The organism is Bradyrhizobium iriomotense (assembly GCF_018130765.1).
Classification (GTDB): Bacteria; Pseudomonadota; Alphaproteobacteria; order Rhizobiales; family Xanthobacteraceae; genus Bradyrhizobium; species Bradyrhizobium iriomotense_A.
Genome location: NZ_JAFCJZ010000001.1, coordinates 625,405 through 638,482 on the forward strand (window position 1 = coordinate 625,405; position 13,078 = coordinate 638,482).

Annotated in this window: 12 protein-coding genes; all 12 read left to right on the top strand. The window is 64.7% G+C overall.

The features are described 5' to 3' along the window. The first annotated feature begins 255 nt into the window (after window positions 1–255). The 12 genes from lptF (at window position 256) to JQ635_RS03045 (ending at window position 13,037) form a co-directional block, all read left to right on the top strand. A complete protein-coding gene (gene lptF, locus JQ635_RS02990) occupies window positions 256–1,425 on the top strand; it encodes an LPS export ABC transporter permease LptF (protein WP_211408359.1) in 1,170 nt (389 codons plus the stop codon). Then, entirely contained in the window at window positions 1,422–2,519 is a 1,098-nt protein-coding gene (lptG, locus tag JQ635_RS02995) for an LPS export ABC transporter permease LptG (RefSeq protein WP_211408360.1), read from the top strand. Before lptF ends, lptG begins: the two co-directional genes overlap by 4 nt. After that, a complete protein-coding gene (locus JQ635_RS03000) occupies window positions 2,519–5,008 on the top strand; it encodes an LPS-assembly protein LptD (RefSeq protein WP_211408361.1) in 2,490 nt (829 codons plus the stop codon). Before lptG ends, JQ635_RS03000 begins: the two co-directional genes overlap by 1 nt. Window positions 5,009–5,076: 68 nt before the next feature. After that, a complete protein-coding gene (locus tag JQ635_RS03005) occupies window positions 5,077–6,012 on the top strand; it encodes a SurA N-terminal domain-containing protein (protein ID WP_211408362.1) in 936 nt (311 codons plus the stop codon). Continuing rightward, window positions 6,012–7,037 (top strand): 4-hydroxythreonine-4-phosphate dehydrogenase PdxA, encoded by a 1,026-nt coding sequence (gene pdxA, locus JQ635_RS03010; protein WP_211408363.1) that lies wholly within the window; start codon window positions 6,012–6,014, stop codon window positions 7,035–7,037. Before JQ635_RS03005 ends, pdxA begins: the two co-directional genes overlap by 1 nt. Beyond that, window positions 7,037–7,894, top strand: coding sequence for a 16S rRNA (adenine(1518)-N(6)/adenine(1519)-N(6))-dimethyltransferase RsmA (rsmA, locus tag JQ635_RS03015; RefSeq protein ID WP_211408364.1), 858 nt, complete (start codon window positions 7,037–7,039; stop codon window positions 7,892–7,894). Before pdxA ends, rsmA begins: the two co-directional genes overlap by 1 nt. A 22-nt stretch (window positions 7,895–7,916) precedes the next feature. After that, the gene (locus JQ635_RS03020; RefSeq protein ID WP_211408365.1) at window positions 7,917–8,975 is read left to right on the top strand and encodes an alcohol dehydrogenase; all 1,059 of its coding nucleotides are present in this window, start codon (window positions 7,917–7,919) and stop codon (window positions 8,973–8,975) included. A gap of 85 nt (window positions 8,976–9,060) precedes the next feature. Then, window positions 9,061–9,288: a hypothetical protein gene (locus JQ635_RS03025; RefSeq protein WP_211408366.1), complete on the top strand. Its 228-nt coding sequence runs from the start codon at window positions 9,061–9,063 to the stop codon at window positions 9,286–9,288. 195 nt (window positions 9,289–9,483) lie between these two features. After that, on the top strand, window positions 9,484–9,900 hold the full coding sequence (locus JQ635_RS03030; RefSeq protein WP_211408367.1) for a phosphonate metabolism protein PhnM: 417 nt from the start codon (window positions 9,484–9,486) through the stop codon (window positions 9,898–9,900). A gap of 442 nt (window positions 9,901–10,342) precedes the next feature. Continuing rightward, the gene (locus JQ635_RS03035) at window positions 10,343–10,564 is read left to right on the top strand and encodes a hypothetical protein (RefSeq protein ID WP_211408368.1); all 222 of its coding nucleotides are present in this window, start codon (window positions 10,343–10,345) and stop codon (window positions 10,562–10,564) included. Window positions 10,565–10,673: 109 nt separating this feature from the next. Further along, window positions 10,674–11,891: an MFS transporter gene (locus JQ635_RS03040; protein ID WP_211408369.1), complete on the top strand. Its 1,218-nt coding sequence runs from the start codon at window positions 10,674–10,676 to the stop codon at window positions 11,889–11,891. A gap of 36 nt (window positions 11,892–11,927) precedes the next feature. Then, window positions 11,928–13,037 (top strand): alpha/beta hydrolase, encoded by a 1,110-nt coding sequence (locus JQ635_RS03045; RefSeq protein WP_211408370.1) that lies wholly within the window; start codon window positions 11,928–11,930, stop codon window positions 13,035–13,037. Window positions 13,038–13,078: the final 41 nt, after the last annotated feature.

A 13,078-nucleotide genomic window follows, 5' to 3' on the forward strand; every position in this document is an offset into this window, starting at 1 on the left:
CTTTGCCTACTATGGGCCACCGGCCCGGCAGATGCCAAGCACCGGCGTGGCCGCCAGGCCACAACGGGCGAAATATTAACCATATATTGAGGGTGCCACGGGGCAGCCATTTTGTTGACGGATCAAAGGGATGGTAGAGAGTAAGCCGGCGGAAGCGAGTGGTTGGCCGACCTTGGGGATCCCCTGACCGGGATTGGTTGGACAGCCGGAGTTCCGGCCTGCAGTGGGGCTTTGGTGGGATTCGTGCGGTAGCGCATGGGGTCGATCGATAGGTATATTTTCCGCACGACGCTGGCGTCGTTTGCGCTCGTCCTGGTCAGCCTCACCGGCGTGATCTGGATTACGCAGGCGTTGCGCGGCATCGACCTGATGACGAGCCAGGGTCAGACCATTCTCACCTTCCTCGGCATCACCAGCCTCGTCATTCCGGCGCTGGTCCTGATCATCTCGCCGATCGCGCTGATGATCGCGATCTCGCACACGCTGAACAAGCTCGCGACCGATTCCGAGATCATCGTGATGAATGCCGCCGGCTTCTCGCCGTTCCGGCTGTTCTATCCGTTCTTCTACGCCACCTGCGTGGTGGCGCTGCTGGTCGCCTTCATCGCGGCGTATCTGGCGCCCGACGGCATGCGGCGGATCAAGCAGTGGGACGCCGAGATCACCGCCGACGTGCTCACCAACATCCTCCAGCCCGGCCGCTTCGCCCAGCTCGACAAGAACCTGACGATCCGGATCCGCGAGCGCAAGCCCGGCGGCATTCTGGAAGGCATCTTCATCGACGACCGCCGCGATCCCAATGAGCGCGTCTCGATCGTCGCCGAGCAGGGCGAGGTCGTGAAGAACGAGAACGGCTCGTTCCTGGTGCTGAAGGACGGCAATCTGCAACGTTTCGAGGCCGGCAAGCGCGATCCCGCGCTGGTGGCGTTCGGGCGCTACGGCTTCGACATGTCGAAGTTCGGCAATCAGGGCCGTGACGTCACCCTCGGCATCCGCGAGCGCTATCTCTGGGAGCTGTTCTCGCCGGCCGAGGACGACCCCGTCTACAAGCAGATTCCCGGGCAGTTCCGCTCGGCCCTGCATGACAGCCTGTTGGCACCGGTCTATCCCTTCGCCTTTGCCGTGCTGACCTTCGCCTTCCTGGGGGCGCCGCGCACCACCCGCCAGAGCCGCAACTTCTCGATCGGCTCCTCCATCATCGCGGTGTTCGGCCTGCGCATGGCCGGCTTTGCCTGCTCGGTGATGGCGGTGAAAACGCCGGGCGCGGTGCTCGTTCAATATGCGATGGTCGCGGGCGCCATCGGCATCGGGCTGTGGATGATCATCGGCGGCATCGTGGTCGAGCTGCCTCCCCGCCTCATGGAGGCCATCAACAGGTCCAACGCGCGCATTGCGCGGCTGTTCGGACGGCCGGCCACAGCATGAGCATGCTCACCAACACACTCGGGCGCTATTTCGCCGGCCGCTTCGTCGTCGCGGCGCTCGGCGTGTTCGCGAGCATCTTCTTGCTGCTGGTGCTGGTCGACTACATCGAGATGGTGCGCAAGACCTCCGGGCTTGCATCCGCCTCCGCGATCATGGTGGCCGAGACCTCGCTGTTCCGGGTACCGCAGCTTTTGGAGAAGCTGACGCCGTTCTGCATGCTGATCGGCGCCATGACCTGCTATCTCGCCCTCTCCCGCCGGCTCGAGCTCGTGGTGGCGCGCGCCGCCGGCATCTCGGCCTGGCAGTTCATCTCGCCGGCGCTCGGCAGCGCGCTCCTGATCGGCGTCATCGCCACTGTCGCCTACAACCCGATGTCGGCGAATCTGCGCGAGCTCTCCAAGCGCATGGAGGCCGAGCTGTTCGGCTCGGCGCCCGGCGGCGGCATCCAGGATGCCTCCGGCTTCTGGCTCAATCAGGTGACCAGCGACGGCCAGACCATCATCAACGCGGCACGCAGTGAGCAGCAGGGCGTCCGGCTCACCGGGCTCACGCTGTTCCGGTTTGACACAAAGCAGCACTTCCAGGAGCGGGTCGAGGCGCGCGAGGCGACGCTCGAGGCCGGCCATTGGCTGTTCAAGGGCGTGCGCCGTTTCACGCTCGATTCCCCGCCGGTCGATCAGGCCAGCCTGGAGATTCCGACGACGCTGACCGAGGCCCAGGTCCGCAACAGCTTTTCCACACCCGAGACTGTGTCCTTTTGGCAACTACCGAGCTACATCAGCTCCTCCGAAAGCTCAGGCTTCGCGACAGCCGGCTATCGACTCCAGTATCAGAAGCTGTTGGCACAGCCGTTTTTGCTGGCCGCCATGGTGATGCTTGCGGCTTCGGTGTCGTTGCGTTTCTTCCGGATGGGCGGCGTGCAGAAGATGGTTTTGAGTGGCGTGGGCGCAGGCTTTCTGCTCTACGTTCTGTCGAAAGTGACTGAAGACTTGAGCAAGGCTGAGTTGATGCATCCGATCGCTGCGGCGTGGTTGCCCGTGGTGGTGGGCGGCCTGACCGGCTTTTTGGCCTTGTTGTACCAGGAGGACGGTTAGTGACTGCCGTCCAACGAGGGCTCGTGTCTCGTTTGACGCGGCGTACTGTGGTGCGCGCGAACGGGAACGGCTTGTCCGTTCGCAGTCTGCTGCTGGCCGTCATCACGGCTGCCTCGCTCGGCGGGCTGATCGACGTTGCCGCCGTGGCCCCCGCCTCCGCCCAGAGCTTCACCTACAATCCGCTGCCGCCGCGCCCCAAGCCGCCGAAGGTCGCCAACGACAACCAGATGCTGGTTCAGGCGACCGAGGTCGATTACGACTACAACAATTCGCGCGTCTCCGCGGTCGGCAACGTGCAGCTGTTCTACAACGGCACCAGCGTCGAGGCCGACAGGGTCATCTACGACCAGAAGACCAAGCGGCTCCATGCCGAAGGCAACATCCGCATGACGGATGCCGACGGCAAGATCACCTATGCCGAGATCATGGATCTCTCCGACGACTACCGTGACGGTTTCGTCGATTCGCTGCGCGTCGACACCGCCGACCAGACCCGCATGGCCGCGAGCCGTGCCGACCGCTCCAGCGGCAACTACACGGTGTTCGAGAACGGCGTCTACACGGCCTGCGCGCCGTGTAAGGACGATCCGAAGAAGCCGCCGCTGTGGCAGGTCAAGGGTGCCCGCATCATCCACGACCAGCAGGAGAAGATGCTGTATTTCGAGACGGCGCAGCTCGAGTTCTTCGGCGTGCCGCTCGCCTACATGCCCTACTTCTCGACGCCCGATCCGACCGTGAAGCGCAAGACCGGCTTCCTGATGCCGGGCTTCACGACCTACACGACGTACGGCTACGGCGTTGAAGTCCCGTTCTACTGGGCGATCGCGCCCGACATGGACATGACCTTCAGCCCGCGCATCACCTCCAAGCAGGGCGTGCTGTTCCAGACCGAGTTCCGCCAGCGCCTGATGGACGGCGCCTATCAAATTCGCCTCTACGGCATCGACCAGCTCGATCAGAAGCAGTTCTCCGGCCTGCCCGGTGACCGCCAGTTCCGCGGCGGCGTCGAGACCAAGGGCCAGTTCGCGCTCAACGACAAATGGGTCTGGGGCTGGGACGGCGTCCTGCTGTCCGACTATTATTTCATGTCGGATTACCGCCTCGCGCAGTACCGCGATCCGCTCGGCTCGTTCCTGAACCTGCCGACCGACGCGCTGTCGCAGCTCTATCTGACCGGCGTCGGCAATCGCAGCTTCTTCGACGCGCGGACGATGTACTGGCTGAGCTTCTCGGGCAACCAGAGCCAGGTGCCGGTCGTCTATCCCGTGATCGATTACTCGAACGTGCTCAACTATCCGGTGTTCGGCGGCGAGTTCAGCTACAAGACCAATTTCGTGAACCTGTCGCGTGAGACCGCGGTGTTCGATCCGATCACGACGCTCGCCAACACCAACAGCCTGTGCACCACCACCTCGGCCGATCCGCTCGCGCGGACGCCGTCGCAGTGCCTGCTGCGCGGCTTCCCCGGCACCTACACCCGCCTCACCGCCGAAGCGCAGTGGCGCAAGTCCTATACCGACCCGTTCGGCCAGATCTGGACGCCGTTCGCCAGCCTGCGCGCCGACGCAATCAACTCCTCGGTCTCCAATCAGCCGGGCGTGTCGAACTATCTGCCGGTCGGCGACACCCAGGCATTCCGCCTGATGCCGACCGTCGGCCTCGAATACCGCTACCCCTTCATCAACGTTCAGCCCTGGGGCTCGACCACGATCGAGCCGATCGCGCAGATCATCATCCGCCCGAACGAGACCTACGCCGGCAAGCTGCCGAACGAGGACGCGCAGAGCATGGTGTTCGACGCCTCGAACCTGTTCAGCGTCGACAAGTTCTCCGGCTACGACCGCGTCGAGGGCGGCGGCCGCGCCAATGTCGGCGTGCAGTCGACCACGCAATTCGACAAGGGCGGTGCCGTCAAGGTGCTGTTCGGTCAGTCCTACCAGCTGTTCGGCCTGAACTCCTTCGCGGTCCAGGACTCCATCAACACGGGCCTGGATTCCGGTCTCGACAAACCGCGCTCGGATTACGTGGCAAGCGCCAGCTACTCGCCCAACCGCACCTACACCTTCAGCGTCCGCTCCCGCATGGACGAGCAGACCTGGAACGTGCAGCGCTTCGAGGCCGAAGGCCGCGCCAATTTCGATCGCTGGTCGATCAGCATGCTCTACGGCAATTACGCGCCGCAGCCGGAGCTCGGCTATCTGACGCGCCGCGAGGGCATCCTGACCTCGGGCTCGCTGAAGGTCGCGACCAACTGGGTGGTGACGGGTTCTGCGCGCTGGGATCTCGAGGCCAACAAGATCAACCAGTATGTGCTCGGCGCCGGCTATGTCGACGATTGCTTCGTGCTGGCGGCGAACTATGTAACCTCGTACAGCTACTCCGCGGGCTCGACCCCGCCGGTGCTGAGCCACGCGTTCATGTTCCAGATCGGACTGCGCACGCTGGCGACCTCGTCGACGAGCAGCAGTTCCGCCGGCGGCTTCCAGTGAACGGTTTGAAGTGACGGCCGCGCGATCCCGATCGCAGGTTCACCGCGGCTGACATGCGAGCGACAACCATGACGATTCCATTGCCTGCCTTCCGCGTCCTCCTCGCCATTGGTGCCGGGCTGGTCCTGACCGGCCTGCCCGCGCCGTCGCGCGCGCAGAACATCGTGGTCATGGTCAACGGCGATCCGATCACCGATTTCGACATCGACCAGCGCGCCAAGCTCGACCAGCTGACGACGCAGAAGGCTCCCAGCCGGCAGGACGTCATCAACGAGCTGATCGACGACAGGGTGAAGCTCAAGGAAGGCAAGAAATACGGCGTCGATCCCGGTGTCAGCGACATCAACCAGTCCTACGAGGGCATGGCGCAGCGCATGCGCATCTCGCCGGATCAGCTGACCAAGTCCCTCGAAACCAAGGGCGTCCGCCCTGAAACCCTGAAGGGCCGCATGAAGGCCGAGATGGTCTGGACCAGCCTCGTGCGCGGCCGCTTCAAGGAGAAGCTGCTGGTCGGCGAGCGCGACGTCGCGCAGGCCGTTCAGGCCCAGACCGGCGACAAGCTGCAGATCGAGGGCACCGAATACAAGATGCAACCGATCGTGCTGATCGTGCCGCGCGGCTCGTCCCCGGCCTTCCAGGAGACGCGGCTGAAGGAAGCCGAGCAATATCGCTCCCGCGTCGGAAGCTGCGAGGAAGCCAATTCGCTGTTCCGCTCGACGCCGAACGCCACCATCCGCGAGGCCGTCACCAAGACGACGGCGGACCTACCCGAGGCGCTGCGCAAGGTGCTCGACGACACCCCGATCGGCCATCTGACCGCGCCGGAAGTGACCAAGGCGGGCATCGAGATGGTCGTGCTCTGCTCGCGCAAGCCGACCATGATCGACACGCCGAAGAAGCGCGAGGTCCGCGAGAAGATGTATCAGGAGAAGTACGAGAAGACCCAGAAGGCCTATCTCGAAGAGCTCCGCAAAGCGGCGATGATCGAATATCGCAACCGCTGATGGCCGCTCCCCCGATCAAGCCCCTCGCCCTGACCCTGGGAGAGCCCGCGGGGATCGGCCCCGACATCACGATTGCGGCCTGGCTCCGGCGCCGTGAGTTGAACCTGCCCGCCTTCTATCTGCTCGGCGACGAGGCCTTCCTCGCGCGGCGCGCGGAGATCATCGGCAAGGCGCTCGGCGCCGGGATCCGGATCGCCCCGGTGAGCGCCGGTGAGGCCGTGGCCGCCTTCGCCGACGCCCTTCCCGTGGTCGCGACCGGCGAGCACGCGACGGCCGAGCCCGGCAAGCCCGACGCCACCAGCGCGCCCGCCGCGCTCGCCTCGATCCGTCAGGCGGTCCTCGACGTGCGCGAGGGCCGCGCCGGCGCCGTCGTCACCAATCCGATCGCCAAGAGCGTGCTCTACCGCGCCGGCTTCCGCCATCCCGGCCACACCGAATTCCTCGCCGAGCTGGCCGCAGAGGGCGGCCGCGTGCCGCAGCCGGTGATGATGCTGTGGTCGCCGCGGCTCGCCGTGGTGCCCGTGACCATCCACGTCTCCATGCGCGAGGCGCTGAGCCAGCTCACCAGCGAATTGATCGTCTCGACCGTGCGCATCGTCGCGAGCGAGCTGAAATCCCGCTTCGGCATCGCGCGGCCGCGCATCGCGATCTCCGGCCTCAATCCGCATGCCGGCGAGGACGGCTCGCTCGGCCACGAGGAGCAGACGGTGATTGCGCCGGCGCTCAAGGTTCTGCGCAACGACGGCATCGAGGCCAGGGGCCCGCTGCCCGCGGACACCATGTTCCACGAGGCCGCACGCAACCTCTATGATTGCGCAGTCTGCATGTATCACGACCAGGCGCTGATCCCGATCAAGACCGTCGCCTTCGACGATGCCGTCAACGTCACGCTCGGCCTGCCCTTCATCCGCACCTCGCCCGATCACGGCACCGCGTTCGACATCGCCGCCACCGCCAAGGCCAATCCGGCCAGCCTGATCGCAGCGCTGCAGCTTGCGAGCCGCATGGCGGCTGCGACAAGCTGATGAGCGCGATCGACGACCTCCCGCCGCTGCGCGAGGTCATTCGCCAGCACGCGCTGTCGGCCCGCAAATCACTCGGTCAGAATTTTCTGCTCGATCTCAACCTCACCGCGCGCATCGCGCGCGCGGCCGCGCCGCTTGAGGATTCCACCATCGTCGAGATCGGCCCCGGTCCGGGCGGGCTGACGCGCGCCCTGCTCGCGCTCGGCGCCCGGCGCGTCATCGCCATCGAGCATGACGAGCGCGCGATCCCGGCGTTGCAGGATATTTCCGCGCGCTACCCTGATAGGCTCGAGATCGTGCATGGCGATGCCATGACCTTCGATCCGCGACCGTTGCTCTCCGGCGAACGCGCAAAGATCGTCGCCAATCTGCCGTACAACATCGCGACCCAGCTTCTCATCAACTGGCTCACGATCGAGCCCTGGCCGCCCTGGTACGACATGATGGTGCTGATGTTCCAGCGCGAGGTCGGCGAGCGCATCGTCGCGCGCGAGGACGAGGAGGCCTATGGCCGTCTCGGCGTGCTCGCCAACTGGCGCTGCGAGACCAAAATCCTGTTCGACATTTCGCCGTCCGCCTTCGTGCCGCCGCCGAAGGTCACCTCCTCCGTCGTGCGCCTCAAGCCGCGCGCAGAGCCGCTGCCGTGCGATCGCAGGCTGCTCGAGCAGGTCGCGGCCGCCGCCTTCGGCCAGCGCCGCAAGATGCTGCGGCAAAGTCTGAAATCGCTCGGCGTCGATCCCGCCCGACTTGCGAGCGCCGCCGGCGTCGATGCGACGCGGCGTGCCGAGACCATTCCGATCTCCGGCTTTGTTGCCATGGCGCGTGAATTGGCGGATATACGAAACGAAGCTGAATAATAAGAATTCCGGAGGAGAGAATATGGCGTTGATGCGCAGGCAGTCCCTGGTCAAGTTCGATGCGCCCTTGTGCGAGACCATCGTCGACACGCCGAAGCCGCAGGGACGTGAGGTGCTGGTGCGCATCGAGCGCTGCGGCCTCTGTCATTCCGACCTGCACATCCAGGACGGCTATGCCGATCTCGGCGGCGGCAAGAAGCTCGACACCACGCGCGGCATGACGCTGCCCTTCACGCTCGGCCACGAGATCGCGGGCGTCGCCGACGAAGTCGGCCCTGACGTTCCCGCCGGCCTCGTCGGCGCCAAGAAGGCGGTCTTCCCGTGGATCGGCTGCGGCCAGTGCCGCGACTGTGCCAATGGCGACGAGAACCTCTGCGCCAAGCAGCGCTTCCTCGGCGTCTCCATCGACGGCGGCTTTGCCACCCATGTGCTGGTGCCCGACGCAAAATACCTACTCGACTACGATCCCCTCCCCGTCAACCAGGCCGCGACGCTGATGTGCTCGGGCGTCACCGCCTACGGCGCGCTCAAGCGCCTCGTCGATCGTCCGCGCCAGCGCAATTTGCTGCTGATCGGCCTCGGCGGCGTCGGCATGATGGGCCTGTCGTTCGCGCAGGCGATGTTCAAGCAGCCGATCACGGTCGCCGACCTCTCGCCGGCCGCGCGCGAGACCGCGCTGAAGAACGGCGCGGCCATGGCCTACGATCCGTCCGAGCCGGAAGTGATCCGCCGCATCCTGAAAGAGACCGACGGCGGCTTCGACGAAGTGGTCGATTTCGCCGGCAACGAGAAGTCTATGGCCTTTGCGGTCGCGGTCGCCGCGCGCGGCGGCAAGGTCGTGGTCTCCGGCCTGATGGGCGGCCAGTTCACGCTGCCGATGGTGCAATGGGTCTACAAGCGCCTGACCGTCGAAGGCTTCATGGTCGGCACGCTCGCGGAGAGCCATGAACTGATGGCGCTCGCCCGCGCCGGCAAGATCAAGCCGACGCCGATGCGCGAGGAGCCGATGGGCGACGTGCAGAAATGGATCGACGAACTGCGCGCCGGCAAAGTCGTCGGCCGCATCGTCCTGAAGAATTAGAATGCGAGGAACCTGAAGAAGCTCCCTGCGGCGAGATCGAATATCTCGCCGCGGAACACCGGCGGCTGCGCTGCGTTGGCAGCGCATGTCCATCCGCTGCACCGTCGAGAGCGCATTCTTCATCGCCTGGAGCTGCCTGGAGCAGAGCGGCGAGCTCGGCGCGCCGGACGAGACTGCAAACTTTCTTCTCGACTTCATTGAAGCGCAGCTCAGGACCGGCGAACGCCGGCCGCTGATGCTCGCGAACCGGGCAATCGATGCCTGGCGCGCGCACGTGGCCAGGAGCCGGCCGCAGCAGGCGCGATTCGGATAACCGACCGCAGCGTCTCCGACCGCTGCCATCGCTTTCCACTGGACGCCCCAGGGTTTTGCCGGATTCCGATAGTGATTTCGTCATGCCTCACTCGACCGGGACTTGCCGCCGGGAAAACCACAACTTGCATCGGCCGGTGAATGACCGTTCAATGCCGGTTTGGACCGACGCCGCGTTATTTTGTGGTTTTCTGGAATGCGAACTTTTCTCATTATCCTTGGCATCTGGCTGCTGATCAACGTGCTCTTCGTCGTCATCATGATGCCGCCGCGCAAGCCGCGGAAGCCGGATCATCCGCGTTCATCGGCCGGCCTCGCACCGGCAGCCATCGAGCGCAACGCCCACCCTTTCGATGAGGAAGAGAAGGTCTCGCTTCGCCACACCATCATCGCCATTGCGATGGGCGCCCTGTTCTCGCTGACGCCGCCGCTGCTCGAAGCGATCGACGACATCAAGCGGCTGGTCAGGAAGTACCGCAAGTCGGGCCAGCCGCCCGAGGCTGAAGCCGGCAAAGGATCGCTGGAGACGGTGTCCGAAGACCTCCGCGCGCGCGAGAAGCGTACGGCGGCCGGCGAATCCTCGACCGATGATCGGAACGCGCCGAAGCGCTAGCGCCTAGATTCTCTTCGCAGATTCCACTTCGCTCGCAACATTGGAACGTCGCGCGCCTCCCGCGCGTTGGCCTTCCACCAAGGCAACGACCGGGTCGGAGCCGATCACAAGAACGGGCGCAGCCTGTTCTGAAGAACACGCCGAACACCGATAGCGGGCGCGTGGGGTGAGCGATCACGCATGGGGGATCGAAAAGAGGAGAAACGAGTTGACCAATCCGGGCAAGTGGTACGATCCCATCTCCGAGCGCTGGATCGCGCCGCGCGAACCGCGCCAGGGGACAACATCGTCCGAAGTGAGCGAGAACCACGTCCGTGAGCTTGAGAGGACCGTCGAAGTCCAACGCATCTGGCGGGCACTAGTCGATTGCTGCGCACGCGACTGACGTTTTCCGCGAGCGTTGAAACCGGAACCTCCAGTCAGCAATGCCGTTGTCATTTGCATGAGCGATCCTGCACTTCCCGCAAGGCCGGTCACAGCTGCAATCCGCTACCTGTCGATCATCGTCGGGTGCGCCTGCCTGCTTCTCGCCGTCATCTGCTTTGCCATCGCGGCACAGGTCTTTGTGCAGACCGGTGTGTTTGCACAGTCCTATGCGATGGTGGGACTCGTGAGCACCGTGCTGGGGCTTCTGGCGCTGATGCTGGCGCGGGTGTGGAAATAGGTGCTCGCGATAGACCGTCCTTCGTCACGGATATTCATGGCTTATCGCGATAAGTCCAAGTCGGATTTATCGTCTAATCAAATCAACTCCGCGCCGCTAGCTCTGCGGCATGACCATCCAATCCTCCTCCCACGCCGCGCCCTGGAGCGCGGTTCTTGCACTGTCGCTGTGCGCTTCGACGCTGGTGGCCTCCGAGTTCATGCCCGTGAGCCTGCTCACGCCGATCGCGACCGATCTCCACCTGAGTGAGGGCCAGGTCGGCCAGGCGATCGGAGTGTCCGGCCTGTTCGCCGTGCTCACGAGCCTGTTCATCGCGGCCGTGACCAGCGGCGTCGATCGCCGCTCCCTGCTGCTCGCGCTGACGGCACTGATGTTGCTGTCCGGCAGCGTCGTATCCTCGGCTCCCGATTACGTGACGCTCATGGCTGGCCGCGCGTTGATCGGGATCGTTGTCGGGGGCTTCTGGTCGATGTCGGCCGCCACCATGATGCGCCTTGTGCCCGCCGGCGATGTGGCGCGGGCGCTTGCCATCCTCAACGGCGGCAATGCGCTTGCCACCACCGTCGCAGCGCCCCTGGCCAGCTTCCTCGGCCAATATATCGGCTGGCGTGCCGCATTCTTCTGCGTCGTGCCGATCGCGGCCGCGACACTTGTCTGGCAATTCCTCACCCTTCCCGCCATGCCCGATCGGAATCGGTCCGGCGCAGCCGCCACCTTCCGTGTCTTGCGCCGACCGCAGGTGGCCTATGGCATGCTCGCCGCCGCGCTGTTCTTCCTCGGCCAGTTCTCGCTCTTCACCTATCTGCGCCCATTCCTCGAGACCGTCACCCACACGAGCGTTTCCACCCTCTCTGCACTCCTTCTGATCCTGGGTGTTGCGGGACTCGTCGGCACATCATTCATCGGCATGATCCTCAGACCGCACCTCCATGCCTCGCTGGTCGCCATGCCGCTCGCCATGGCAGCCATTGCCATCGGCCTCGTGGCCTTCGGATCCTCGCTTGTCGCAACGACCATTCTGCTGACGTTGTGGGGCCTGATCGGCACGGCGGCGCCCGTGGGCTGGTGGACCTGGCTGGCCCGGACCCTGCCCGACGATGCGGAGGCCGGCGGCGGCCTCATGGTTGCGGTCGTCCAGCTGGCGATCGCGACAGGCGCTGCCTTCGGCGGCCTTCTCTTCGACGGCATCGGCTATCGCGCCACCTTCCTGTTCAGCACCCTCACCCTGTGCTTGTCGGCCGGCGCCATCTTTCTCGGCACCCGTCGCCGAGCTCTGAGCTCCACCAGTGTGGCTCAAGACGGGTGCACCAGCGCTGCGCGCTCGTGATGCACGCGCATTCGCAAACGAAGACGGAGGTCAGCGATGAACGACAAGATTGAAAATCAGGGCGAGGAGTCCGTCGCGGAGATCGATCGCCGCGATGTTCTGAAGCTTCCAGTCCTGGGCGCGGCCGCGTTCGCACTCACATCGATCACCGAGACGCTTCCCGCCATGGCTCAGGACGTGTCGAACGGTGCCGATAATTTCTACCGGAGCGACAAGGTCGCCGTGCAAAAGGTGACCTTCAAGAACCAGTATGAGATGGCTGTTGCCGGCAACCTGTTTCTCCCGAAGGACCTCGACCGCAACAAGAAGAGTCCGGCCATTGTCGTCGGTCATCCGATGGGCGCGGTGAAGGAGCAAAGCGCCAACCTCTACGCCACGAAAATGGCAGAGCAAGGCTTTGTCGCCGCCTCCCTCGATTTGTCGTTCTGGGGCGAGAGCGAAGGCAAGCCGCGCAATGCGGTTGCCCCGGACATCTATGCCGAGGATTTCAGTGCTGCGGTAGATTTCCTCGGTCTTCAGCCGTTCGTCGATCGAAACCGGATCGGCGCGATCGGCATCTGCGGCAGCGGCAGCTTCGTCATCAGCGCAGCCAAGATCGATCCGCGTATGCGGGCTATCGCCACGGTCAGCATGTACGACATGGGCTCCGCCAACCGCAACGGGCTGCGCCACTCCCTCTCTCTCGCCGAGCGCAAGCGGATCATCGCGGCGGCGGCCGAGCAGCGTTACGTCGAGCGGGCCGGCGGCAACACCGAGTACACCAGCGGCACCGTGCATCAGCTCGCGCCGAATACCGACCCGATCCAGCGCGAATTCTACGATTTCTATCGCACCTCGCGCGGTCAATACACGCCGCAGGGCAGCTCGGATCTCTTGACCACGCACCCGACGCTGACCAGCAACGTCAAGTTCATGAACTTCTATCCGTTCGACGACATCGAGACGATCTCGCCACGCCCGCTGCTGTTCATCACCGGCGACCAGGCGCATTCAAGGGAGTTCAGCGAGGACGCCTACAAGCGCGCAGCCGAGCCCAAGGAGCTGGTCTATGTCCCCGGCGCCGGCCATGTCGATCTCTATGACCGCGTCAAGCTGATTCCGTTCGACAAGCTGAAGTCGTTCTTCGCTCAGCACCTGGCGGCATAATCGTAACGGCCGTCATTGCGGGATGCGTGCGCCCTGTCCGC

What these genes read in the sequence shown, in the direction of transcription:
- lptF (WP_211408359.1), top strand. Translation starts at nt 256, where the DNA reads ATGGGGTCGATCGATAGGTATATTTTCCGCACGACGCTGGCGTCGTTT.
- lptG (WP_211408360.1), top strand. Translation starts at nt 1,422, where the DNA reads ATGAGCATGCTCACCAACACACTCGGGCGCTATTTCGCCGGCCGCTTC.
- JQ635_RS03005 (WP_211408362.1), top strand. Translation starts at nt 5,077, where the DNA reads ATGACGATTCCATTGCCTGCCTTCCGCGTCCTCCTCGCCATTGGTGCC.
- pdxA (WP_211408363.1), top strand. Translation starts at nt 6,012, where the DNA reads ATGGCCGCTCCCCCGATCAAGCCCCTCGCCCTGACCCTGGGAGAGCCC.
- rsmA (WP_211408364.1), top strand. Translation starts at nt 7,037, where the DNA reads ATGAGCGCGATCGACGACCTCCCGCCGCTGCGCGAGGTCATTCGCCAG.
- JQ635_RS03020 (WP_211408365.1), top strand. Translation starts at nt 7,917, where the DNA reads ATGGCGTTGATGCGCAGGCAGTCCCTGGTCAAGTTCGATGCGCCCTTG.
- JQ635_RS03025 (WP_211408366.1), top strand. Translation starts at nt 9,061, where the DNA reads ATGTCCATCCGCTGCACCGTCGAGAGCGCATTCTTCATCGCCTGGAGC.
- JQ635_RS03030 (WP_211408367.1), top strand. Translation starts at nt 9,484, where the DNA reads ATGCGAACTTTTCTCATTATCCTTGGCATCTGGCTGCTGATCAACGTG.
- JQ635_RS03035 (WP_211408368.1), top strand. Translation starts at nt 10,343, where the DNA reads ATGAGCGATCCTGCACTTCCCGCAAGGCCGGTCACAGCTGCAATCCGC.
- JQ635_RS03040 (WP_211408369.1), top strand. Translation starts at nt 10,674, where the DNA reads ATGACCATCCAATCCTCCTCCCACGCCGCGCCCTGGAGCGCGGTTCTT.
- JQ635_RS03045 (WP_211408370.1), top strand. Translation starts at nt 11,928, where the DNA reads ATGAACGACAAGATTGAAAATCAGGGCGAGGAGTCCGTCGCGGAGATC.